At 37.0% G+C, this 24,849-nt stretch carries 27 protein-coding genes and 1 pseudogene; 27 read left to right on the forward strand and 1 reads right to left on the reverse strand.

What is annotated here, in order from left to right; all coding sequences use genetic code 11:
* Positions 1-38 precede the first annotated feature (38 nt).
* From AB3I42_RS03505 to AB3I42_RS03555, 11 genes and pseudogenes are all read left to right on the forward strand, one after another.
* Entirely contained in the window at positions 39-845 is an 807-nt protein-coding gene (locus tag AB3I42_RS03505; RefSeq protein WP_034698560.1) for an ABC transporter ATP-binding protein, read from the forward strand.
* Entirely contained in the window at positions 842-1,831 is a 990-nt protein-coding gene (locus AB3I42_RS03510) for an iron ABC transporter permease (protein WP_081123330.1), read from the forward strand. The genes AB3I42_RS03505 and AB3I42_RS03510 overlap by 4 nt, the downstream gene beginning before the upstream one ends.
* Positions 1,828-2,823: pseudogene (locus AB3I42_RS03515) on the forward strand (FecCD family ABC transporter permease). Before AB3I42_RS03510 ends, AB3I42_RS03515 begins: the two are co-directional and overlap by 4 nt.
* Positions 2,824-3,184: 361 nt before the next feature.
* On the forward strand, positions 3,185-3,730 hold the full coding sequence (locus AB3I42_RS03520; RefSeq protein ID WP_010737802.1) for a 5-formyltetrahydrofolate cyclo-ligase: 546 nt from the start codon (positions 3,185-3,187) through the stop codon (positions 3,728-3,730).
* A gap of 13 nt (positions 3,731-3,743) precedes the next feature.
* Positions 3,744-4,442 (forward strand): rhomboid family intramembrane serine protease, encoded by a 699-nt coding sequence (locus AB3I42_RS03525; RefSeq protein ID WP_010737801.1) that lies wholly within the window; start codon positions 3,744-3,746, stop codon positions 4,440-4,442.
* 20 nt (positions 4,443-4,462) lie between these two features.
* A complete protein-coding gene (locus AB3I42_RS03530; RefSeq protein WP_010718842.1) occupies positions 4,463-4,675 on the forward strand; it encodes a YqgQ family protein in 213 nt (70 codons plus the stop codon).
* Entirely contained in the window at positions 4,675-5,640 is a 966-nt protein-coding gene (locus AB3I42_RS03535; protein ID WP_010718843.1) for an ROK family glucokinase, read from the forward strand. The genes AB3I42_RS03530 and AB3I42_RS03535 overlap by 1 nt, the downstream gene beginning before the upstream one ends.
* 14 nt (positions 5,641-5,654) lie before the next feature.
* The gene (locus tag AB3I42_RS03540) at positions 5,655-6,050 is read left to right on the forward strand and encodes a rhodanese-like domain-containing protein (protein ID WP_010737800.1); all 396 of its coding nucleotides are present in this window, start codon (positions 5,655-5,657) and stop codon (positions 6,048-6,050) included.
* Positions 6,051-6,488: 438 nt separating this feature from the next.
* Positions 6,489-7,199 (forward strand): hypothetical protein, encoded by a 711-nt coding sequence (locus tag AB3I42_RS03545; protein WP_081115223.1) that lies wholly within the window; start codon positions 6,489-6,491, stop codon positions 7,197-7,199.
* A gap of 150 nt (positions 7,200-7,349) precedes the next feature.
* Positions 7,350-7,715 carry a DUF488 domain-containing protein gene (locus AB3I42_RS03550; RefSeq protein ID WP_010737798.1) on the forward strand — a complete coding sequence of 122 codons (366 nt, stop codon included), beginning with the start codon at positions 7,350-7,352 and terminating at the stop codon, positions 7,713-7,715.
* Complete coding sequence (locus AB3I42_RS03555) at positions 7,712-9,529, forward strand: FAD/NAD(P)-binding domain-containing protein (protein ID WP_081123326.1); 1,818 nt, start codon at positions 7,712-7,714, stop codon at positions 9,527-9,529. The genes AB3I42_RS03550 and AB3I42_RS03555 overlap by 4 nt, the downstream gene beginning before the upstream one ends.
* A gap of 126 nt (positions 9,530-9,655) precedes the next feature.
* On the opposite strand, the gene AB3I42_RS03560 is transcribed toward AB3I42_RS03555, so the two are convergent.
* On the reverse strand, positions 9,656-9,823 hold the full coding sequence (locus tag AB3I42_RS03560; protein ID WP_010718848.1) for a DUF3042 family protein: 168 nt from the start codon (positions 9,821-9,823) through the stop codon (positions 9,656-9,658).
* A 233-nt stretch (positions 9,824-10,056) separates the two neighbouring features.
* Here AB3I42_RS03560 and galE point away from each other — a divergent pair, with 233 nt between their 5' ends.
* The 16 genes from galE (at position 10,057) to AB3I42_RS03640 (ending at position 24,843) form a co-directional block, all read left to right on the forward strand.
* Positions 10,057-11,046, forward strand: a complete 990-nt coding sequence (galE, locus tag AB3I42_RS03565; protein WP_010737796.1) for a UDP-glucose 4-epimerase GalE — start codon at positions 10,057-10,059, stop codon at positions 11,044-11,046.
* A 7-nt stretch (positions 11,047-11,053) separates the two neighbouring features.
* Positions 11,054-12,538 carry a UDP-glucose--hexose-1-phosphate uridylyltransferase gene (galT, locus tag AB3I42_RS03570; protein ID WP_010737795.1) on the forward strand — a complete coding sequence of 495 codons (1,485 nt, stop codon included), beginning with the start codon at positions 11,054-11,056 and terminating at the stop codon, positions 12,536-12,538.
* Positions 12,539-12,576: 38 nt separating this feature from the next.
* Positions 12,577-13,557, forward strand: a complete 981-nt coding sequence (locus tag AB3I42_RS03575; protein WP_010718851.1) for a LacI family DNA-binding transcriptional regulator — start codon at positions 12,577-12,579, stop codon at positions 13,555-13,557.
* A gap of 131 nt (positions 13,558-13,688) precedes the next feature.
* Positions 13,689-14,411, forward strand: coding sequence for a tRNA (adenosine(37)-N6)-threonylcarbamoyltransferase complex dimerization subunit type 1 TsaB (gene tsaB, locus AB3I42_RS03580; RefSeq protein ID WP_010737794.1), 723 nt, complete (start codon positions 13,689-13,691; stop codon positions 14,409-14,411).
* On the forward strand, positions 14,395-14,934 hold the full coding sequence (rimI, locus tag AB3I42_RS03585) for a ribosomal protein S18-alanine N-acetyltransferase (protein ID WP_010737793.1): 540 nt from the start codon (positions 14,395-14,397) through the stop codon (positions 14,932-14,934). Before tsaB ends, rimI (AB3I42_RS03585) begins: the two co-directional genes overlap by 17 nt.
* 9 nt (positions 14,935-14,943) lie before the next feature.
* Positions 14,944-15,411 (forward strand): ribosomal protein S18-alanine N-acetyltransferase, encoded by a 468-nt coding sequence (rimI, locus tag AB3I42_RS03590; protein WP_010737792.1) that lies wholly within the window; start codon positions 14,944-14,946, stop codon positions 15,409-15,411.
* Positions 15,408-16,436: a tRNA (adenosine(37)-N6)-threonylcarbamoyltransferase complex transferase subunit TsaD gene (tsaD, locus tag AB3I42_RS03595; RefSeq protein ID WP_010718855.1), complete on the forward strand. Its 1,029-nt coding sequence runs from the start codon at positions 15,408-15,410 to the stop codon at positions 16,434-16,436. The genes rimI (AB3I42_RS03590) and tsaD overlap by 4 nt, the downstream gene beginning before the upstream one ends.
* Before the next feature lie 493 nt (positions 16,437-16,929).
* Positions 16,930-17,511 carry a hypothetical protein gene (locus AB3I42_RS03600; protein WP_034698353.1) on the forward strand — a complete coding sequence of 194 codons (582 nt, stop codon included), beginning with the start codon at positions 16,930-16,932 and terminating at the stop codon, positions 17,509-17,511.
* Complete coding sequence (locus tag AB3I42_RS03605) at positions 17,504-18,211, forward strand: class D sortase (RefSeq protein WP_306172383.1); 708 nt, start codon at positions 17,504-17,506, stop codon at positions 18,209-18,211. Before AB3I42_RS03600 ends, AB3I42_RS03605 begins: the two co-directional genes overlap by 8 nt.
* A gap of 212 nt (positions 18,212-18,423) precedes the next feature.
* A complete protein-coding gene (locus AB3I42_RS03610; protein ID WP_051641758.1) occupies positions 18,424-19,278 on the forward strand; it encodes a hypothetical protein in 855 nt (284 codons plus the stop codon).
* A gap of 19 nt (positions 19,279-19,297) precedes the next feature.
* A complete protein-coding gene (locus AB3I42_RS03615) occupies positions 19,298-20,095 on the forward strand; it encodes a YveK family protein (RefSeq protein WP_010737789.1) in 798 nt (265 codons plus the stop codon).
* Between the two features lie 28 nt (positions 20,096-20,123).
* Positions 20,124-20,792, forward strand: coding sequence for a CpsD/CapB family tyrosine-protein kinase (locus tag AB3I42_RS03620; protein WP_025480509.1), 669 nt, complete (start codon positions 20,124-20,126; stop codon positions 20,790-20,792).
* A gap of 81 nt (positions 20,793-20,873) precedes the next feature.
* Positions 20,874-22,703, forward strand: coding sequence for a polysaccharide biosynthesis protein (locus AB3I42_RS03625; RefSeq protein WP_368022283.1), 1,830 nt, complete (start codon positions 20,874-20,876; stop codon positions 22,701-22,703).
* A 79-nt stretch (positions 22,704-22,782) separates the two neighbouring features.
* On the forward strand, positions 22,783-23,241 hold the full coding sequence (locus tag AB3I42_RS03630; RefSeq protein ID WP_228022438.1) for a hypothetical protein: 459 nt from the start codon (positions 22,783-22,785) through the stop codon (positions 23,239-23,241).
* On the forward strand, positions 23,226-24,062 hold the full coding sequence (locus AB3I42_RS03635; RefSeq protein WP_228022436.1) for an O-antigen ligase: 837 nt from the start codon (positions 23,226-23,228) through the stop codon (positions 24,060-24,062). The genes AB3I42_RS03630 and AB3I42_RS03635 overlap by 16 nt, the downstream gene beginning before the upstream one ends.
* The gene (locus AB3I42_RS03640) at positions 24,055-24,843 is read left to right on the forward strand and encodes a glycosyltransferase family 2 protein (protein ID WP_368022284.1); all 789 of its coding nucleotides are present in this window, start codon (positions 24,055-24,057) and stop codon (positions 24,841-24,843) included. Before AB3I42_RS03635 ends, AB3I42_RS03640 begins: the two co-directional genes overlap by 8 nt.
* Positions 24,844-24,849: the final 6 nt, after the last annotated feature.

A 24,849-nucleotide genomic window follows, 5' to 3' on the forward strand; every position in this document is an offset into this window, starting at 1 on the left:
TCATAATTGAGAATGATTTTCAGGGAAGGATGAAAAATTTGACGACGATTGAAGCTGTTGATATTACAACGGGTTACTTAAATAAACAAGTGATTGAAAAAATGTCTATCAAGATACCAGAAGGAAAAGTGACAAGTTTGATTGGTCCTAATGGCAGTGGTAAATCAACTTTATTAAAAAGTTTTACTCGACTGTTACCTGTCAAAGAAGGAAAGATTATCGTAGATGGATCTGAAATTTCTACATATAGCCCTAAGATGTTAGCGCAAAAAATTGCACTGTTAGCCCAAAGTAGTGAACACCCTTTAGGTATGACTGTCGAAGAGGTGGTCTCTTATGGTCGTTATCCTTATCAAAAATTTTTTAGTGGATTAAATGAAGAAGATCTACATGCTATCCAATGGGCGTTGGAAGCGACACAACTAACTAAGTTGAAAGAAAGAGAGCTTTCGAGTCTATCAGGTGGACAAGCTCAACGAGTTTGGATTGCGATGGCTTTAGCCCAAGAAGCGGATATTTTGATTTTAGATGAGCCAACCACTTTTTTAGATCCTGCGCATCAATTGGAAATCTTACATTTACTGAAAGAGATCAATCATATCAAACAGACAACCATTTTAATGTCGATCCATGACATCAATCACGCTTCTCGCTTTTCTGACTATTTAATTGGGATGAAAGCAGGACAAATAGTGGTTCAAGGCACACCTGATGAAGTAATCACAACGTCATGGATGAGGGAAATCTATGAAATTGAAGCGCAGATCATCGAATTGCCTGAAACGAATAAACCCGTTGTTTTGTCTTACGATTTAATCAATGATCGTAAGGAGGATGAACAATGAAGACAAAGAGGAAACGAATGATTCTTTCCCTATTGTTGCTAGGAGTAGTTAGTATATTTTTCTTTGCGTTAGCCAATGGAGCGGCGGTTGTCGACTTTTCTAATTTGTGGCAAGCGATTTTTAAATTTGACGACTCAGTTCAATCGCAGTTGATTATCCGAACGATTCGGTTGCCTCGAGTGCTGGGGGCTTTCTTAGCGGGAAGCTGTTTTGCTCTTAGTGGCGCATTGATGCAAGGTGTGACACGGAATCCTTTAGCTGATTCAGGGTTATTAGGAATTAATGCAGGAGCATCACTTGCAATGGCTCTTTGTTTTGCGTTTTGGCCACAAGCTTCTGCTTTTTCTGTTTTTTTACTGTCATTACTTGGTTCGTTGGTAGTTACGTTATTTGTTTTTGGTTTCTTACGTTTTTCAAAAATGGGGATGAATCCACTTCAATTGATTTTAGCAGGTGTTGCGATCAGTACTTTTTTTACAGCTATTAGTCAAGCGCTGACACAACTATTCAATTTGCAACAAGACTTGGCGTTTTGGTTCGTGGGAGGCGCTGCGAATGTCACTTGGCATCAATTAGAAATTTTGGCTCCGATTTATCTGTTGACAGTTAGTGGCTCTTTTTTGCTAGGTCGCTCCATCTCGTTGGTCAACTTAAGTGAGTCACATGCCTTGGCATTAGGAGGCAACCCTGGACGGATCAGATTTTTTGCGTTTGTATTAGTGGCGGGGTTAGCTGCAATGGCGGTGTCGTTAGTTGGACCAGTTTCATTTATTGGATTGATGGTTCCACCAATCGTCCGAGGAATCATTGGTTCCGATTATCGGTATGTTTTACCAGCCTCTTTTTTAGTAGGTGGAGGATTAGTGATGCTGGCGGATTATGTTGCACGAATGATCAATCCGCCATTTGAAACGCCATTCGGCTTAATTATTTCCTTGATTGGTGTACCGTTCTTACTACTCCAAGTAAGGAGGGAACAAGGATGAAAAGAAGTTACCAATCACTAGTTGTTTTATTTCTTTTATTAGTTGTTAATATAGTTGCAAGTTTAATGATTGGCACACCATTTATTCCATTTGATCAATTAGCTGAGGTGTTTCAAGGGAATGGTTCGGCAATCCAAGAGTTGATTGTTTATGAATTTCGTGCCCCTCGTCTATTAATCAGTCTTCTTGCTGGTATGTGTTTAGGTATTTCAGGCTTTATCTTGCAGGGAGTTACCAGAAATAGACTAGCTGATGCTGGCATATTGGGCATTAACGCTGGAGCAGGTTTTTTCGTTATGATTTATTTGGGCTTTTATGCCAACCAAACTTTTCCGTTTTTACTATTGATCGTGGCTTTTCTAGGCGGCTTGCTTGCAGCTTTACTTGTGTACTTGTTTGCTTATACGAGAAATAGTTTTTTAGGGATGAACCGGCTTTTACTATCAGGAATTGCAGTCAATGCTGGATTGTCGGCATTGATGCTTTTATTTACGATTAAATTGTCGAAAGAAAACTATGGTTTTGTTAATGCCTGGTTAGCAGGTTCACTTTGGGGAGCTAGTTGGCCATATGTTTTCTCATTGTTACCTTGGGCAGTTATTTTGCTTCCTTTCGTGCTGATTTATAGTCGACGAATTGGTTTATTATCTTTTGGTCAAGAAAGAGCGCAAAGTCTAGGATTAGATGTGCAGAAAAGTTAAAAAATCCTATTGATACTCGCTGTTGCTTTAGCCTGCGGAAGCGTTGCGGTAGCTGGCAGCTTATCTTTTGTCGGTTTGTTAGCTCCTCATTTGGCTAAATTTGTCGTCAGAAGAGAAAATCAACTGTCCTTGATCTTGAGTGGATTATTTGGGGCATTTTTTGTAACGATTGCAGATGTTCTTACACGAGTGATTCTACCAAGTGGTGAGATTCCTACTGGGATTTTAATTGCGGCCCTAGGAGCTCCATATTTCTTATATTTATTATTTTCCAAACAAACGATTGCTTAGAAAATAAATACGGGGAAGAAACGATTGTGTTGAGTAAGCAGTGTTTCCCAAAGTAGTTTCTCGTTATTTTGAGACTACGATTATTCTGTCTATTCAAATGAAAAGAGTGAATCAGAGGTCGTGAAGGCATCGGAAAGCTCCAATGACAATAAGAAAGAATTTTTTTTAACAGCTTCTCATGTTTTGAAAAATTCAGGCTTATTTCAAAGAGCTGATGCGTGAACACCGTTTACTCGTTTTTAGAATAAAGAGTGAGAGTGATGTCTTAAATTCTGTTTATAAAACTCTTTTTATTTAAAAAGTTAAATTGCTATTTTTACTATTTTCCGCTACCATTTTAACGAGAGGTGGGTTGATACGTTTGAGTCATATTAAAGAAAAACTTAGAAAACTTGGCATTGAAAATTTACAAAAGATTGCTAGAAGTGAACAGAAGCAGCAAAAAGAGCAAAAAATTTACCAACAACTCTTTCAAAGTAATGAATGGCAGCAAGCAAAAGTGGTTGGTTTGACGATGGCAAATGAGATAGAAGTGGCTACGACCCCAATTATTGAAAAGGCATGGGAAGAGGGTAAAACCATACTTGTTCCTAAGACATTGCCTGAACGTCAAATGTGTTTTTTTAAAATTGATCCGGATACCCGATTTGAACGCACCGCTTTTGGCGTACTGGAGCCATTATCTGATCATTCTTTTTCACCGGACGCTATCGATTTGCTGATCGTTCCAGGGGTTGTTTATCATCAAAATGGTTATCGGATTGGTTTTGGTGGAGGCTACTATGATCGCTATCTAGCCAATTATCCGAACCAGACATGTAGTCTGGTTTTTCAAGAACAAATAAACAATCAATGGGTACCAGAAAGTTTTGATAAAAAAGTGCAACACTTGTTTATCGATAAATAATAAGGAGGGTTACATGAATTATCAACAGAAATTAAAATTAAACGCTTGGCTAAGAAGACCAATTTTGACTTATTTGTTTTTAGCGATACAAACCATCGTGTTTGCAATGATGGAGTTCTTTCCATTTTTAAATATTCCAGCATATTTAGGCATGTTTGGGCCGTCTATTGTAGTTGGAAATGAATGGTGGCGGTTTATTACACCGATTTTCATTCACTTTGGACTGGTGCATTTTGTCATGAATTCTTTGATTTTATATTTTATGGGAGACCAAATTGAAACACTCTACGGTCATTGGCGTTTTTTTTTGATCTACTTGTTTAGTGGTATCCTTGGGAATGCAGCGAGTTTTGCATTCAACGATCTTGGCGTTCTATCTGGTGGAGCAAGTACTTCTTTGTTTGGTTTGTTTGGTGCGTTATTCGTTCTTGGATTTCATTTCAAAAATAACTCTCAGGTTCGCCAATTGATTCGTCATTACATGTTGTTTATTGTTATCAGTTTTGTATTTGGTTTGACGGATACCTCAGTCGATATCTGGGGGCATCTCGGTGGGATTGTTGGTGGCTTGCTTATAGGAAATATCATCGGCCTACCACAGAAAGTGACCAATTATTCGATTCATCAAAAAATCCTATCTACGCTTGTTTTTGGATTTCTTTTGATAATATGTGTTTTATTGGGTTTAAAAAACTACGGATTACTTGTATAATGTGAAGGAAGTGCTTTGAGATGGAGAGCTTATATGACGTGCAACAACTGCTCAAACGATTTGGCATCTTTGTCTATGTTGGGTCACGTATCTATGATATTGAATTAATGACGATTGAATTGAAGAATCTTCATGACAGTCGTTTGATCGATCATGATACATACATGACAGCGTGGCGCATACTAAAACGAGAGCACCGAGTGGAAGAAAGCCGAAAGAAAGGAAACTTGTAATGGACAAAAAAATTATTGGGATTGATTTAGGTGGAACAACAGCAAAATTTGCAATTCTAACACCAGAAGGAGAGATTCAACAAAAATGGAGCATCGATACCAATATATTGGATGACGGTAAACATATTATTCCGGAAATTATCGAGTCAGTAAATCATCGTATCAAATTATATAACATGAATGCTGAAAATTTCATCGGAATCGGTATGGGAACACCAGGAAGTGTCGATAGTGAAGCAGGTACAGTGATCGGAGCCTACAATTTAAATTGGACTGAACTTCAATACGTAAAAAAACAAATTGAAGAAGGAACTGGAATCAAATTTGCTATTGATAACGATGCGAACGTTGCTGCTTTAGGTGAGCGCTGGAAAGGTGCAGGGGAAAATGATCCTGACGTTATTTTTGTTACCTTAGGAACGGGTGTCGGTGGCGGAATCGTTGCTGCTGGGAACTTGATCCACGGCGTTGCTGGTGCAGGTGGCGAGATTGGACACATTACAGTGGACCCAGAAGGTTTTGAATGTACATGCGGTAAAAGAGGGTGCTTAGAAACAGTTTCAAGTGCAACAGGTGTAGTTCGCTTAGCACGTTTCTTAGCAGAAGAGTATGCCGGAGATTCAAAATTAAAAGCAATGCTTGACAATGGAGAAGAAGTAACAAGTAAAGATATTTTTGAAATGGCACAAGCAGACGATCCATTTGGTCTGATGGTCGTTGATCGTGTTTGTTTCTACTTAGGATTAGCTTGCGGTAATCTAGGGAACACTATGAACCCATCAAGTATTGTTTTAGGCGGCGGAGTATCTGCTGCCGGGGAATTTTTACGTAGTCGTGTTGAAAAATATTTCAACCAATTTACGTTCCCTCAAGTACAACAATCAACAAAAATCAAATTAGCAGAATTAGGAAATGAAGCTGGCGTGATCGGTGCTGCTTCATTAGCCTTGAAATTTGCGGAATAACGTGGAGGAATGACATGGTTTTATGGGTAATTAACATCATTTTGCTATTGATTATTCTTGCTATTGTGTTTTGGGAAGTTTATCTACGAGTAATGGCAAAACGTTCTGCAAAAACACTGGAAGAAGAAGAATTTCGTGATGGGATGCGTAAGGCACAAGTCATTGATGTTCGTGAAAAAGACGTGTTTGATGCAGGACATATTTTAGGGGCAAGAAATATCCCTTATACTGTTTTAAAAGATTCATTAGGATCTATCCGAAAAGATCAACCGGTGTATATCTACGACCAAAAGAAAAGCTTAAGTATTCGTACAGCGAATAAGTTAAGAAAAGCTGGCTACCAAGATATCTATATCTTAAAAGGTGGATATGATGGCTGGTCTGGCAAGATTAAAAGTAAAAAAGTATAGAACGTCATGACGTCAAATTATCGGTCAATCCTGATGAGTCGTGTAAAGTCAAATCTGGGTCAGAATGAACCTCATTCTGTCTCAGATTTTTTGTTATTTCATTTGGAAGGAAAATGGGGCTGAAGAATCAACTTTGATTCTGTAGTAACCACCAGAAGTTAGATTTTGGTCTTACTTTTTGGGATTGATACATTCATCAGTTCCACAAATGACAGAGCCAATTTATCAGAAGTTTTTGTATATAAAGTAACAGATACTTTTTAGAAAATTGCATGACTGATTATTCGATTAGGCAACGGGAATAAAAAGAATTCATTAGATCGCACAAGATAAAATACTAAATTTTATTCTTTCCAGAAATAAAAGTTCTATCTCCATTGCGTACGTCATGTATGATGATGATTCAATGATAAATCAAACAATGGGGGAGAAAAGGCAATGCCAGAAATATCTAATGAAACTTTCACTGAGCAACAACCTGCAGGAATAGTAAAAAAAGAAGAAATAACAGAAAAAAGAAAAAAGGAACTTGATAAACTTGTTGGAACGATTGAGGTTTCACTAGCTGGTAAATTAAAAGGAAAGACATATGAGGAGATCGTTGAATCGGTTGTGTCTAAGATTATAAATAAGAAGGTAAAGCAATCTGAACTTGGGAGAGTATTATACTCACTAGATCTTTCTGCCCAATTATATCAGCAGGTCGTAAAGGACTATAACATAAAACGCTTAATCAACCATGATGGTCCAAGCCAAAGTAAAGTCTCTATAACCAATTCTGTGGTTATAGAAAATATAGAAAGCGCAATAGATTCTCCACAAATAATAATAGAAGATCAATTGGTCGAACAAAAAGATAGTTCAAAACCAGAAAACATTCAAGAACAAAAAACAAGTAAGTTGACCACAGAAAAGCTAACGTTTAGGAAAAGGATTAAGAAGTGGGGTCAATCGTTAAACATTTTCAGAAAGAGTAACACAGATAAACAAGAGAATATAACAAATCGTCAAGGAATTGAAATGGATAAGGGGAGGGTACCTTTAAAAAAAATATTTAGACGAAAACCGAGCAAAACTAATGATGATTGTCATAAGAATAACCAACGCCTATACCCTGTCCCTCTCGAAAAGGGAGATAGGAATCACTAGCAAGTATCCATAGATCGTGCAAAATTGAAACTTAGCATTTAGGGAGTACTAACAGAAATAAAGCCACGATTTTTTGCTATGACATAATCAAAGGAGAATCTAATCATTTATGCTATGATCAATGTATAAGCAATGAAAGAAGTGGAGAAAATGATCAAACTGAAAAGAGTGTACAGTGCGCGCGAAAAGGGTGATGGCTTTAGAATTTTAGTTGATCGAATATGGCCAAGAGGGATATCAAAGGAAAAAGCGCAGATTGATCTATGGTTAAAGGAGATTGCACCAAGTACTGAGTTGAGAAAATTCTTTGGACATCTTCCTGAACGTTTTCCTGTTTTTGAAGAAAAATACCTAGAAGAGTTAATGACAGATCAAGAAAAGCAATTGGCAGTCAAGCAGCTAGCTGAACTCTGTCAAAACTATCCAATCGTGACCTTAGTTTATGGTGCAAAGAATGAACAGCAAAATCAAGCCGTGGTGCTAAAAGCGTTGATGGAAAGGAAGCTGAATCGATGATTATTGGCATTGTTGGGGCAGGCCCCAGAGGACTAAGCATGGTAGAACGATTGATCCGAAACAATCGGGAAAACCAACATATCCAGATCTGTTTATTCGATCCTGATGGGCCTGGTGGTCGAGTCTGGCGGCTCGATCAACCAACAGAGTTATTGATGAACTCAGTCTCTCAGCAAGTTACGCTTTTTACAGATGAAACATTAACAAGTGGCGGAGAGATTTCACCGGGGCCTAATTTATATCAATGGAGCCAAACAGAGGCGAAAAAGTATATCGAAAAGCAACAGTTTGTGAATAAAGAATTTTTTTTGGCAGAAGCCGAGCGCTTACGTGCCAATGAACCAGCTACCAGATGTTTTTATGGCTTGTACCAACAGTGGTTTTATGAACAATTAAAAAAATTAGCACCGCATTCATTCACTATCGTTCGATCCTTAGTGAAAGAGATTGATAAGATAAAGACAGGTTTTTACTTGAAAACAAACGAACAGCATTTAGTAGTAGATCAGTTAGTGATGACTACGGGACATTGGGAAAATAAAGTATCCAAAGACGAGAAAAGATTTTATGACTATGCTGAAAAAGAGCAATTGTTCTACCAACCGCCAGCAAATCCAGCTGATGTTTCCGTAGAAACTATTCCGCCAAAAACCACAGTGATTCTTAGAGGATTAGGTCTAAGTTTTTTTGATTATGTAGGTTTACTTACCGAGAATAGAGGAGGTAAGTTTGAAAAACAAGGAGAGAAATTGGTATATTTGCCGTCTGGACGTGAGCCGATCGTATACTGCGGGTCTAGAAAAGGGTTGCCCTATTTTCCTCGAGGAAAAAATGAAAAACGGGGAGGAGCAATGGCTGTTCCTAAATTGATCACCAAAGAAAATTTAGCAAAGCTTTATCAAAATCAACAATTAACTGGGAAACTGTTTTTCGACTTGCTAAAAAAAGATGTCGAACTTTTTTATTATAAGAAATTAATTGAGGAAAAACATCTAGCTATTTCACCAGTATTATTTGAACAAATCTTTTTAACACGTGATCAAAGTGATTGGCAAAAACAATTTCCTGAATTACAGCCTTATCAATGGGAGTGGGATTTTTTTGAAACGCCTATCTATCATGAGAAGCACGACTTTCAAAAAGAAAGTCGAAGGTTTATTGATTATCAAATCAATGAATCAATGAAAGGAAATTGTACTGGGGCGATTGCTTCAGCTTTTGATGCGTTAAAAGATTGGCGTGATCCTGTCCATCTGGTCATTGAATGGGGCATCTTCACTGCCAAAGAATATAGAGAAGTATTATGGGGTTGGTTTACTAAGCTCAATGCTTTTCTCACGATCGGTCCGCCAGTTGTTCGGACAAGAGAATTAGCCGCTCTGATTGATGCGGGTATTTTCACAATCGTTTCCCCACCGCTGGAAATCAAAACAGAGGCCGGTTTCTTTATCGTAGAAAACGAGGGACAACGGATTGAAAGTCGCTACTTGATTGAAGCCCGACTCCCGCAGACTGATTTGACACAAACAAAGAACCCAGCATTAAATAGCTTGAAAAAACATCAGCTGATTCGTCCTTTTACTTATCAGGACACGACTGGCGTGTATGAAACTGGTGCAATTGATATCAAACTAAGCACCAATCAAGTCTGGAACAAACAGGGAGAGCTAGAAGAAAATTTATATTGTTTAGGGATTCCGGTCGAAGGTGTGGATTGGTTGACAGCTACAGTCTCACGACCATATACCGATGCTTGGAATTTGAGGCAAATCGATAAAGTGGCACAGCTGATTCTTGGAAGGACAACCAATTGAAGCAAAAAACACAACCGACTCTAAAGGCTAGATCATTCATCTAACTTTTAAGATCGGTTGTGTTTTACTAATTAATAATGATTCTTTGGGTTATAAAAGGGATGATTTTCTTGAATCGTTTAAAGATTAGCGAGCTACACGTTTACGCATCGCTTTTTTACGATTTTCTTCGATCATTGTTTCTTTTTCATCAATGGGATCGATTACTGTTTTTTTAACTGAAGCTACCAATCCAGCAACAGCTGCCGCTGTTGCAAGACTACCGACTAAAATTCCAGATACAAATTTTTTCATTAAATCCACCTCGTTTATTAGTTGTTGCTTCTATTATGTAACAAATTGAAAAAAAAGGCTAGTCTGACGTCTATTTATTGGAAACCTTTACAAATTCCCCTTGAAAATATTTACTAAATGTTTTATTATAAATTTACTAAATAAATAGCAAAGGCAACAGAAACAAAAGGGTCATAGTTTCAAACGATTCAAAACGTACTTTTTGCTGCTTTTGTAAAAAAAGGAGTGTTTTCATGGCAATCTTGGTATTGGGTGGCGCAGGTTATATCGGTTCACATGCTGTTGATCGGTTGATCAATCAAAACTATCAAGTGGTAGTAGTGGATAATTTATTAACGGGGCATCAAGCAGCAATTCATCCTAAAGCACAATTTTATAAAGGTGACATTCGGGATAAATCTTTTTTACAGTCTGTTTTTGAAAAAGAAACGATCGAAGGAGTCCTTCATTTTGCAGCTAGTTCATTAGTGGGAGAGTCTGTTGAGAAACCATTGAAGTATTTTAATAACAATGTCTATGGTATGCAAATATTGTTAGAAGTGATGCATGAATATCATGTGAAGAATATTGTCTTTTCATCTACAGCAGCCACTTATGGTGAACCTACAGAATCACCAATTACCGAAGCAACTCCTACGAATCCAAAAAATCCGTACGGTGAAAGCAAATTGATGATGGAAAAAATGATGAAATGGTGTGACCAAGCCTATGGCATGCGATATGTAGCATTGCGTTATTTCAATGTAGCAGGTGCAAAAGCAGATGCATCGATTGGGGAAGATCACACACCAGAAACGCATTTAGTTCCTATTATTCTCCAAGTAGCTCTAGGTCAACGTGATTCTTTGGCGATTTACGGTGATGATTACGATACACCCGATGGAACATGCATCCGAGATTATGTTCAAGTGGAAGATTTGGCTGATGCCCATATCTTAGCTTTAGAATATTTAAGAGCGGGGAATGAAAGTAACTTCTTTAATCTAGGGAGCAATCAAGGCTACTCCGTCAAAGAAATGCTTGAAGCGGCTAGAGAAGTAACAAATCGAGAAATTCCAGCTAAGGTGGCACCACGTAGAGCCGGAGATCCAAGCCGGTTGGTCGCTTCCAGTGCTAAAGCTGAAGAAATCTTAGGTTGGCGACCAGCTTACACAGATGTAAAAGAAATCATTAAAACAGCCTGGGATTGGCATGTGAGTCATCCCCATGGTTATGAGGAGTAGAGAGAAGATGACAATCAGTCAAACGATTTGTGATTTTACGACACTAGCAATTGAAGCTGGTGGCTGGATGGAAATGGATCGAATTTATTTACAAAATCGAATTTTGGGAATGATCGGCGAAGAGGCTTTGGAAAACACTGAAGTGCGCCCTGTTTCAGAAGAATCGGTGGTGTTACTTGATCGGTTAGTCGAACAAGCCAAAAAAAATGAAGTGGTTACTGATTTACCAGCTGAAATCGAAATCTTTGAAGCACAATTAATGGATTTTTTAACACCACCACCATCAGTAGTCAATGCGTTTTTTGCACAACATTACGCAACAAATCCAGAAGAAGCAACAGACTACTTTTATCAATTGAGTAAAAGAAATGATTATATCAAAACCAGAGCGATTGCGAAAAATATCAGGTATACGTATCCTTCAGAATATGGCGAATTAGAGATTACGATCAACTTATCCAAACCTGAAAAAGATCCTAAGCAAATTGCTGCCGAAAAACATGCCAAAAAAGTTGATTATCCTGAGTGTATGCTTTGTATGAACAATGAAGGCTATAAAGGACGTTTAAATTATCCAGCTCGCACCAATCATCGAATCATCAGAATGAATCTTGATGGGGAAAGTTGGGGATTTCAGTATTCTCCATATGCTTATTATAATGAACATTCGATCATCTTGTCAGAAGAGCATCGTCCTATGAAGCTTACGAAAGAAACATTTTCACGTTTATTAAAAATCACAGAGGTTTTACCACACTACTTTGTTGGTTCAAATGCAGATCTGCCAATTGTTGGAGGATCGATTCTGTCACATGATCATTACCAAGCAGGGCGCCATGAATTTCCAATGGCTAAAGCTCCAATCGAACGATTAATCAAATTATCGGATTATCCTCAAGTAATCGCAGGTGTTGTCAAATGGCCAATGTCTGTCATTCGTCTGCAAGCGACGGGGAAAGAAATCCTAGTGGAAGCTGCTAATAGTATTTTAGAAAAATGGCAACAATATTCAGATCCCGCGGTAGCAGTGACGGCATTTTCTAAAGATGGTACGCCCCATCATACGATTACACCAATTGCTAGAAAACGCGAAAATTATTTTGAACTCGATTTAGTGTTACGAGATAACAATGTCTCTGACGAACATCCAGAAGGGATTTTCCATCCTCACCGAGATATTCAGCATATTAAAAAAGAAAATATCGGTTTGATCGAAGTCATGGGATTAGCTGTTTTACCACCTCGTTTAAAATCAGAAATGGCAGAAGTAGAAAAGTATTTGCTTGGACAAGAAAATAAGATAGCTGAGTATCACATGGAATGGGCGAAGGGCTTGAAAGCCGACCATCCAAATGTGACAACTGAAACAGTAACAGAGATCGTTCAGCAAGCTATTGGTAAAGTTTTTGCTCGTGTGTTGGAAGATTCAGGGGTCTTCAAACGCGATACAAAAGGTCAAGAAGCTTTCCAACGCTTTACTGCAACGCTTTAAGAAGAATGCCCGAGTGGAATAGATAGGAGGAGAAACAAGTGGCAACGATTAAAGATATTGCAAAGTTGGCAGGGGTTTCTCCTGCTACTGTGTCAAGAGTCTTAAATGATGATCAGGAGTTATCAGTTAGCCTAGCAACGAAAAGAAAAATTTTTGAGGCTGCTGAAGAGCTGAATTACACGAAGCATCATAGAAACACATCGTTGAATCAAAAGTCGTTGCGTTTGATCCAATGGTACAATGATCAAGAAGAATTAGAGGATCTCTATTATCTTGCTATTCGTTTGGGAATAGAGAAAAAGGCAGAGGAATCAAATGTGACTTTGCTAAAGGAAACGTGGGACGCTATCAGTGATAGACCGACAAATGGAACGATTGCTCTGGGAAAATTCGATGAGCAGCAGTTGATTGAATTGAAGCAGACACAAAGCAATCTGTTATTAGTTGATTTTGATGGAACACCCTATAACATTAATTCATTAATCGTTGATTTTCAAACAAGTATCCAAAAAGTGATTGATTATTTTTTTAACCAGGATAAAAAAGCGATTGCAATGCTTGCTGGTAGGGAATACACCAAAAAAGGACATCAACGGATTGATGACCCAAGGATTGCCGCCTACCAACAAATCATGGCTGGTAAAGGATTGACTACAACGATCATTGAAGCAGATTTTTCAGTTGAATCTGGCTATCGGAAAGTCAAAGAATACTTAGATAGTGGACAGTATTCGTTTGAGGCGCTGTTTGCAGCAAATGACACACTAGCGATCGGTGCATTGAAGGCAATTAACGAAAAAGGTCTGAAAGTACCTGAGGATATCTCATTGATCGGATTCAATGACATTAGTGTAGCAAAATATGTTTCCCCAGCTCTTTCGACAGTCAAAGTTCACACGGAATGGATGGGGGAACTGGCGGTAGAGACCGTGTTACAAATGATGAATGAAAAAGCACCTGTTTCGAGAAAAATCATTGTAGAAACGGATCTTATCTTGCGTGAATCTACAAAAAACTAAAGAACAAATCAAGAGAAAGTTGCGAATGATTGCAACTTTTTTTCTTTTTTTCTGAAATGAATTGTCTTTTTCTTAGCAAGAAGTATGCTACAATATAAAACGATAGAAGTTAGTAGAAAGGATGCATCAAAATGATTACATTAGGGATAGACACCGCTAATCAAACTTTAGCGATCGGCGTGATTGAAGATGATATTGTCTTAGGGCAAATCCAAATCAATAAACAGAAAAATCATAGCGTTAGTTTGATGCCGGCTATCGATCAATTATTCTCAGCACTCGGATTAGCACCAACCGCTATCGATCGAATTGCTGTTTCCGATGGACCAGGTTCATACACCGGTCTAAGAATCGGTGTAACTACTGCAAAAACACTTGCATATACATTGGGTAAAGAACTTGTGGGGATTTCAAGTTTACAAGCAATTGCTGCTAATTGCCGGAACGTAAATGGATTGATCGTGCCTTTATTTGATGCAAGAAGAAAAAATGTTTATGCTGGTGTGTACCGAAGACAAAATGGAAAATTAGAAACAGTTCTTGAAGATGTACATATTTCAATTGAAGAACTGCTTAAGCAACTGTCTCAGTTCGATGAACCTATCTTATTTGTCGGAACAGATACGCAAAAATTTACGAATGAAATAAAGGAAGTATTACATGAAGCAGAAATAAATAAGGTGCTTGAATGGGATCTTCCTAATGGCTGTACGATTGCAACATTAGGGGCCAATCGTGAACCAGTAAGAGATTTAACCAATTTTGTACCACGTTATTTGAAAAAAGTAGAAGCAGAGGAAAAGTGGTTGGAAACCCACACTCCTGGAGACGAAAGATATGTTGAAAAAATTTAAAGCATATGCTAGAAGTTTATTCTATGAAAAAAAAGAATTTGCTACTAAGATAATTGAAAATCAAGGGAAAAGCTATCGAATAAAAGAGCTGATACCTCGAGATATCAAAGATTTATTATCGATTGAACGCCAGGTATACAATGGCGAATTACCATGGACAAAAAGTGCCTTCCTTTCTGAATTAAATTCACCTTTTCAAAATTTATATTTAGGAATACTAGACGGTGAACAGTTAATTGGATTTATAGGTGCGAGAATTTTTGGCTTGGATTGCCATATTACAAATATTGCGGTTATTCCTGTGTACCAACGAAGAAATATCGGTACATTGTTAATTGACGAAATTGAAAAATTTGCTATAATGAATCGCTGTGACACACTCTCTTTAGAGGTGAGAATGAGTAATCAAGATGCCCAAAGACTCTATCGGAAATTAGGATTTCAATCGAACAAAGTAAAAAAAGGGTATTATACCCAAACAAATGAAGATGGATTAGAAATGATCAAATATTTAGAAAAATGAGAGGTACAATTGATTTATACTAAGAGTGACTTTGAAGATGAACAGTTAGCGTCTTGTTTATGGGCGCTCTGTGAGGAAGCATATGAACATGGTTCTCCTTGGACCAAAGACCAATTTTTAATGGATATCCAACAACCACATACGCAATATTACTTATTGGTGGAAAATTCGCTACTCCAAGGATTCATTGGCTATTCGAAAGTTATCGATGAAACGGAGATCACGAATATTGCTGTGGCAAAAAAACTGCAAAAAAAAGGGTATGCACGTCAGTTATTACGCTTTTTATTAGACCGAGAAAAACAAGCAGGAACATATAATGTTTATTTAGAAGTACGAACGTCTAACCTAGCAGCTCGTCATCTTTACCAATCAGAGAAATTTAGAGAACTAGGGAAACGAAAATCTTATTATCATGATCCAGTAGAAGATGCGATCATTATGAGTACAAAGTTAAAAACGGAGACGATGAAATGAAAGAAGAATTGATTCTGGCAATTGAATCAAGTTGCGATGAAACGAGTGTCGCAGTTGTGAAAAATGGTGATGAGATTTTAGCCAATGTCATTGCTTCACAGATTAACAGCCATAAAAGATTTGGCGGTGTTGTTCCAGAGGTAGCAAGTCGCCATCATGTAGAGCAAATCACCTTATGTATCGAAGACGCTTTGGCGGAGGCTGGCACTTCTGTTGAACAACTGAGTGCTGTAGCGGTTACTTATGGTCCTGGTTTAGTTGGTTCGTTACTGATTGGGATTTCTGCCGCTAAAGCTTTTGCTTGGGCGAACAATTTGCCTTTGATACCTGTGAACCATATGGCAGGTCATATTTACGCTGCACGCTTTCAAAAGCCTTTTGAATTTCCGCTACTAGCATTGCTTGTCAGTGGTGGACATACAGAGTTGGTCTATATGAAGGAAGACGGGAACTATCAAATCATCGGTGAAACGAGAGACGATGCCGCTGGAGAAGCTTATGACAAAGTTGGTCGTGTCTTAGGTTTGAGTTATCCAAGCGGAAAAGAAATCGATCAGTTAGCGCATCGTGGTGAAGATACCTACCATTTTCCAAGAGCCATGATTCATGAAAGTAATTATGATTTTAGCTTTAGTGGTTTAAAAAGCGCCTTTATCAATTTAGTACACAATGCCCAACAACGTGGAGAAACTCTTGATACAAATAATTTAGCTGCTAGTTTTCAAGCGAGCGTTGTGGACGTTTTAGTCAATAAAACTCTTCGTGCTTGTAACGAATACCCAGTCAAACAATTGATTGTAGCAGGTGGAGTTGCAGCCAATCAAGGATTGCGTGAAACGCTCGAAGAGGCATTGAAAAAAGAACATCCAGAAATTGAACTGCTGATCCCTCCATTAAAACTTTGTGGTGATAATGCAGCAATGATTGGAGCAGCTGCGCATGTAGAATTGAAACAAGCCAATTTCGCTGATCTTCGTTTAAATGCGAAACCTAGTGTGGTATTGAATCAAGGAGGAAATGAGTAAAATTCACCTCATTTTCGTATACATGGCAAGAGCGGTGGAGAAAAACTTACTTTGTAGTAAGTGAAATCGATTGATTAATGAAATATGAAAGTTAGAATATCATTTTTGTTTTTACATCTATCAAAGAGCTTGGGACAATCTTTTATTTGTTCCAAGCTTTTTTTGACTTAAAATTTCTAAATTTGGAAATTTTTGTTCTATTGTTCAAATCGTTATATTAATAAGAGATCTCGCGATAATACGGATTAGAGATTAAGAATACAAATGACGTAAATAATATGTTCTCAGCAAAAACACTTATTATAATAACTATTTTTAAATAGTAATTGTTATTTTGCGAGTAGTGATTTTATTACGATGGTTATTTGTTTTGAAGGCATTTATTTAATTGTCTTAAGAAATAACATATGCTAATATGGATGGTAGAAATGCTTTTATGTGTTATTTTTTAATGGTTGTTTAATTATTTTGATAGGAAAAGGAGAGTTAGAAGATGAAATATGTGTTACAGAGTATGGTTTTAATTTTATGTAGTTTCTTTTTTACGTCTTATGTTGATGCTGCCGGGGCGATTTCGCAAGATGAGCAAATGATCATCCAAGAATTGACTCAACCTATTTTAATTCAAGGCAAAGAATTTCAAATGCCTCAAACATATATTACACAAACTGAAAATTATTTAAAACAAAATGATTTATCCAAGTCACAAGTGGATACAGCAGTAAAAAATATCCAAAATGTGAAGCAAAAACTGACTAATTTAGACATTGATTTGTCATCGGTTCATACGATAAATGATTTAATAAAAATTATCCCTAGGGAAACAATTTTGGAAATTCAGCAATTGATTTCATCAACAGCGGATGCTTTAGGATTAGTCGTTTTAAGTTGGAATAAAGGGTATGTTGAGCTAGGCGCACAAAACTCTGATGGCTCGATTTCAGCAGTGTTCAACTCGAAACAACCGATTAAACAAACGGGAACATTCCCTATCTCAAGCATTCTTGCAATTGGATGTTTAATGATGACTGCGACAGGTGCATTCATCGTAGGAAAGAAAGTCAAACTTGCATAAAAAAAAGAAAAAATTAAAAAGAATAGGCGGAATGATTTTTACCCCTATCTTTTTTTTGATCATGGGTTATTCGCTAATGTATATTATTGGGCGACCTGTCATTCAGTTTACGACTTCTTCCTTACGATTGTTTCTGCTTTCGGATATTCCAAAATATGAAAAAAAGACACAACCATCAGCTAAAGGTATGTCAACTAGTGAGTTAGAAGAAAAACGGAAAACAATTGAGTTGGAAGGAGAGAACATTCCCTCCAGTAAAATCGATTATCCAAGAAGCGGGTATCAATATGGACAGGTTGATGTTGCTTCTGTAAATTTGAATGTGCCCTTATATTATGGAGACTCAGATGATATTTTACGAGAGGGTGCTGGACAATACATGGGGTCTGTGTATCCAGGTGAACATGGGACTACATTGATTGGTGGGCATAATAGTAGTGAATTTGGAAAATTAAGTGCTGTCAAAATTACGGATAAGATTAACATTTCCACTAGTTATGGTGAGTATGTTTACCAAGTATACGAAACAAAGATTTTAGATAAAAATGCGAAATTGATTAGTCAACTTCTAGTTCAAAAACAGCAAGGAAAACTGATTTTGTATACTTGTTATCCAGTCGATAGTATTGGAATGACGGATCAAAGATTATTTATTCTAGGCGATCTCATTAAGGGGCCAATGATCCAACCAGATAAATAATGAATTGAAAAATTGCGCTACTCATGTGTTAAGCAAAACGCTTTGAAAAGAGGTGGATTTACCAAAAAAGAATCAAATGATCAATCGAATAATCGCTTGTTTGGCTCACTAAAAATGAAGTTAGTGGATAAAAAATTTCGAAGTGGGGCAATTTAAGCTGCAATGAGTTTGTGAAATTTTATGGTCTTTTCTTACATTTGGTAAAAATAGTTATGAAAAAAAGAAAACAATGGCGAAAAGTGCCAAAAATGATTCTTGCTTTTATCTGTTCGCTTAGTTTATTTGCAATTTTTGTCTTGGGCATTCTTAAGATTACTTTATTCAATCAAAATTTTATGATCCGTGCAGTGGAATCCTCACATTATGGGGAAACGATCACTAAAGAGATCAATCACACAATTGCTGATGTAGGAAGAGGTGCCAATATCTCCCAAAAATGGTTGAATCAGACAGTTTCAGAAAGCTTAGTAAATGATAATATCAAACAATATATTCATAGTATCTATGCTGGCTCAACCTTTCAATTAGAAGGGGAGAAGCAAATAGAAGAGACAGTCCAAAGCCAATTAGAAAGTTATGGAAAAGAAAAGAATTACCCAAGAAATGCAGAATTTGAAACCACAGTAAATAAACTAAAAAAAGTGAGTATTGAAACAGTTCGGCGTGATATCGAAATCCCTTATTTTGCGTTATACGGCAAAAAAATAATGGCTTATACATCCACCCTTAACCTGTTGCTCATTTTTGCAGTCGCTTTTTTTGGAATCTTATTTTCCGCAATCATTTCGCTTAACAAACCCTTCTTTCATTTAATTATCCGTTACCTTGCTTATGTGATCGGTGGAGCTGGATTAATGGTAGGGGCTTTACCGACCTATTTGTATGTAACTCGATTGATTGAACGATTGGGTATTCATTCTGAAGCTCTATACTTATTTTTAACGACTTATTTGAAAAATTTTCTCTTTATGTTTATGAAATTTGGTCTTTTCAGTATCCTGTTGAGCTTGTTCCTATTTGGTGTAAGTGAGTTTTTCAGAAAGAAAATAGTTCGACGTGAAAAATAGAATAGAAAGGGGCGAAAAGATGGAAGCGGTTATTAATTTGAATGAGATTCTAAGCTGGTTAAAAAAGCGGATACTGTTGATTATTTGTACATTGATCGGCGGTTTCGCCGTTGCGACTGGAATAACTTATTTTGTTATTACACCAACATACAGTTCATCGGCTGAATTGATCGTTCAATCGAAAAACGAAATCGTCAACCATAATTTACAATCAGAAGTACATGCAAATGTACTCTTGATTAATACATATAAAGACATGATTTTAGGAGATATCGTACTTAATGAAGCAACCGAATACTTAGAAAATAAATTTGCTTATTACTTAACGAAAGATCAATTGAGAAAGAATATTCAGATTATTCAATCTTCAGATTCACAAATGTTCCATATCAAGGTGATGTCAGATGAAGCTGAAAAAGCTGCGAATATAGCAAATGTTCTTGCTTATACTTTTGAAGAAAAAGTAAAAGAAGTTTTAGACGTAAATAAAGTAACGATCACATCAATTGCGCAAGCAAATCAGCTACCGGTTTCACCCAATAAACGGTTGAATCTTTTTCTTGGTGCATTTTTAGGTTTACTTCTAGGGATCGGGATGGCTGTCTTGTTAGAAATATTGGATAAAACAGTAAAGGATGAGCATTTTCTCGCAACGATGGGGTATCCAGTCTTAGGGATAATTAGTGAAATGAGTAATAAGGAAATTGAAAGTGGGCAATCGATTCAACTCACAACTTACTCTCGACAAGGCACTCATACACATAGACAACGAGCGCGTACACATCTAAGCAGAGAAAATCGGTTCACACGAAAATAGATGAGGAGACTAATACGTGAAAAATAATATGAAAAAAAAGGGTGTTCCTCTGATTAGTGCTAGTAAACAATCGTCCATGATCTCTGAACAGTATCGAACGGTTCGATCAAATATCCAATTTAGCTCATTTGATCAGGATATAAAGACAATCGTCGTTACTTCAGCAGGTCCAGAGGAAGGGAAGTCAACTGTTTCAGCGAATCTAGCGATTGTTTTTGCAAATAGCGGGAAGAAAACACTCCTAATTGATGCAGATTTAAGAAAGCCAAGTGTAGAAAGTACATTTCGTTCAACCTCGAACAGTGACGGACTAACTAACCTGTTAAAAAAAAGAAATGAATCAGCTTTCGTATTCATTCATGAAACAAATATTGCACATTTGTGGACAATGACCAGTGGACCAAAACCTCCCAATCCTTCTGAATTACTCGAGTCAAGCCGAATGAATGAAATCATTGATGAATTAAGCGTAAATTTTGATTTGATCATTTTTGATTTACCGCCTGTTGTGCCTGTGACGGATGCACAGATACTAGCTTCAAAAACAGATGGTACAATCATTGTCGTGAGAGAACGAAAAACGCTAAAGCAAGAATTGTTCAAAGCAAAGGAACTATTGACGATCGCTCAGGCAAATATCTTAGGGATTGTCTATAATGGAGTAAAGAAGTCGAAAGATATCAACTACTATTATTGAGGTAGTAGATGGTGTGTTAAAATGATTGAAAGAAAATGTTGATCAAGATCGTGCATATCAAGTACTAAAGAAGGTGATTTATTGATTAAACCAACTAGAAAAATCAAAGCGATTAGTTTGGTGCTACTCGATAGTTTTCTGATCATACTTGCTAATTACATCAGTTTTATATTTATGGTTCCATTTGTTATCATCAATAGAGATTATTTGGCAATAACACTCATTTCATCAGTTGTTTGTTATCTGTTCTATGGTGGGATCTTTAAAGTATTTACAAGAATCAATCGTTATACGAATCTTAATGAGTTGTTAGGGATCTTTGCGGCACTCACTTTTATGTTATTTTCAATTTTTCCTTTGTTTTACTTGTTTAACCAGGAGCTCATGTACCAGATTAGTTTGCGATTAGTTGTTTTTTCTTACATAATGGCACTTTTATTGATTGCTAGTAGTCGGTTAGGCTGGCGGGTCTGGGTTGAATTGAAAAATAAAAATGGTCGTTCGAATGAAAAAAAAGTACGAATCTTGATCATTGGTGCTGGAGAGGGTGGACAATTACTGTATCAAAGTTTTTTAGGTTCTCAAATTGTGAATAATATTGAAGTTGTGGGCTTTGTCGATGATGATTGTAACAAATGGGGAACTTATCTTTTAGGTAAAAAAGTACTGGGAAATACCCGTGAAATAAATCAATTGATCCAGACATTCCGTATCAATATGGTTACGATAGCGATTCCTTCGTTACCAAAAAAGAAGATCCAACAGCTTGTTCAATCCATTGAAAATAAGAATATCAAGGTAAATATGGTTCCCTCTTTTGAAGAAGTAGCTACCGGAAAAATCAATGTTTCGCAATTAAAAGAAGTAGATGTGATCGATCTATTAGGAAGAGAGGAAGTTTCCCTTGACCTAGAAAGTATCAGCCATCAATTAGAAGGACAAACGATTTTAGTAACTGGGGCTGGGGGCTCGATTGGTTCAGAGATTTGTCGGCAAGTTTTGGCATTTGAACCAGCAAAGTTGATTTTACTTGGACATGGAGAAAATTCGATTTATTCGATTCATCGAGAACTAACTACATTAGATCCTCAGAGGAAAGTAGAGATTCTACCAATCATTGCTGATATTCAAGATAGAGAACGCATCTTTTATTTGATGGAAAAATACCATCCCACGATTGTTTATCATGCAGCCGCACATAAACACGTTCCGCTGATGGAATATAATCCCACAGAAGCAATTAAGAATAATATTAACGGAACAAAAAATGTGGCGGAAGCAGCTAAAAAAAATCATGTTAAGAACTTTGTGATGATTTCTTCTGATAAAGCAAATCGCCCGCCAAATGTGATGGGAGCAACAAAAAGAATCGCAGAAATGTTAATCACAAGTCTGAACCAATCTGGTGAGACCAAGTTTTCGGCTGTCCGTTTCGGGAATGTACTTGGGTCTAGAGGTAGTGTTATTCCACTGTTTAAAGAACAGATTTTAAGAGGGGGACCGATCATTGTCATCGATTTTCGGATGACCCGCTACTTCATGACGATCCCTGAAGCGAGCAGATTAGTTATTCAATCAGGTGCATTGGCTAAGGGAGGAGAAATTTTTGTTTTGGATATGGATAAGCCAATCAAGATCGTGGATCTAGCTAAGAATATGATCCATTTGAGTGGTTATACAGAAGAAGATATCGAGATTGTTGAAACAGGGATACGTCCTGGGGAAAAATTATATGAAGAATTGCTATTAGAAAAAGAAAAGAAAGAAACGCAAATTTTTGAGAAGATTTTTGTTGGGGACATTAAAGGCTTTTCTTTAAAAGAAGTCACCCAGCTAATTGAACAGTTACCAGAAGATGAAAGCGAAGCAGCCAAGAAAGTTATAGCGTTTGCAAATGCTTCTAATGAATGAAGGAAAGATAGAAATGATGATTGGAAAAATAAATCAATCAGTGAATTTTTGCTGTTAAAGGCACACGGGGAGATAGAAAATGAAAACAATTGAAGCAAATGGGTACTCATCAATTGATGAATTAACGAAAAGCAACCAAAAAATTTTAGGAAGGTTATTTTACCTATTGGGATTTACACTCTGTATTTCGCGTGTTTTTTTCGGGATCAATATGTCAATAAGTGATGTATTTATGGTGCTATTAGTTGGCTACCTTCTACTAATGAAAAAAGTGGTGTTCAGTAAACAATTAGTACTATTTTTTATTGGGGTTATTTGTTGGCGGTTATTGTCCACGATATTGTTAAGTTCATGGGTGGATACTTCTGTTTCGCTTTTTTCAGTCATCATGACGGGACAAAAATTTTTCGTCAATCTCCTTTATTTGATTCTAACGATCTCGATCCTTCATATAAATCCAGAGTTGAAAAAAGATTTTTTATCTGGGGTAAAAGTCGGAACACTTTTTTTGGCTGTCTTAGTATGTTCATTTTTCTAGTAGCTCCAGCAAGTTTGAAATCATTTGTTTTGTTCGGTGATCTACGTTTGAAAGGATTCATGAATGATCCTAACTATTTTGCTTATCTTCAAACATGTGGCTACTGTATCTGGTACTTAAGACCATTTAAAGGTAAGTGGAAGAACCTGATTGCATTCATGGGTTATACATTCTGTATTTTGTTATCTGCTTCCAAAACAGGCGTTGTAGCGTTTTTAGTAATCAATTTGTTATTTCTAATTCAAAAATTATTTAGGAAAAATATCAACGTCAAACATCTTGTAATGACAATCATGACAGCGAGTGTATTGATTATCGGTACGCATTTTCTTTTTGCTGATTATGTAAGTAATTTAATTGCACGTTTTCTTTCCATTCCGCAATTTGTCCGATTTGAGGGAGTCTTCACTAATTTTTATGGCGCAATCGTTGCTGGAGGTTCCGGTAGAACAGAAGCTTGGAAAACAGCACAACTTTTGTTAACGCGGACTCATTTCATGGGTATCGGTTTCGTTGACTACTCTTCAGTTGCTTTATCAGTTAGTGGAAGCCCGACGATTGCTCATAATACTTTTTTACAAATAGCTGTTGAATGGGGAATAGTCCCAGCAATGATGGGAATGTTGTTGGTATTTGGTCAGTTTGTCAGAAAATTATTGCTGAAAAAATGGTTGCTGTGTCTCTTAATATTAGCGAATATTATTTTTTCTTTTAGTATTTCTTTACAAAATTCACGATTACTATGGATCTTAGTAGGTTTACTCGTTGTGAAAGAACAGGGATCTCTAGTAAATGGAAAAAAGGAGCAGTCAAATGATTAGTGTGATTATTCCCACTTTCAATGCAGAAAAATCGATTGAGCGAGCAGTCAATTCTGTACTAAGACAAAGCTATCAAGATTTTGAAATCATTATTGTCGATGATCGATCAACAGATCATACTTGGGAACTTTTAACGAAATTAAAAAAACAAGATCAACGTATCAGAATCTATCAAAACGCTAGAAATTCTAAAAGTGCTTATACTCGCAACCAGGCAATCAAACATGCACGGGGGAACTACATTATGCAACTAGATGACGATGATTATTGTCACGTGGAACGTATGGCAAAGCAAGTAGCGTTTTTAGAGGCTCATCCAGAATTTGGTTTTGTTGGCAGTAATGCCTATTTATGGGACCAAGAGGGTGTCTATGGTGAACGGGTGGTCAAAGAACGACCTGAAATAAAAGATCTCTTGAAAACGAGTCCGTTCATCAATCCATCGGCTATGTTTAGAAAACACATCTTAGAATCTGTAGCGGGTTATCGAGTTTCAAAAGATACTGTTAGAGGACAAGATTATGACCTATATATGCGGTTATATGCGAAGGGACACAAAGGTTATAATTTACAAGAAAACTTAGTTTATTACTATCAAGATAAAGAGTATTATAAAAAAATTTCCTGGAAAAATCGCCTTGGGGAAAGTCGGTTGAAATATCGTAATTTCAAAGAATTACAGGTTGTTAAAGTTCATTATCTGTATGTCTTGAAACCACTAATAGCGATAATGATTCCTAGACACCTCCTATTTTGGCATCAGCACCGCAAACAAGGATGAAAAGGT

The sequence above is a fragment of the Enterococcus sp. C53 genome (genome assembly GCF_040887425.1).
GTDB classification, from domain to species: Bacteria; Bacillota; Bacilli; order Lactobacillales; family Enterococcaceae; genus Enterococcus_B; species Enterococcus_B hirae.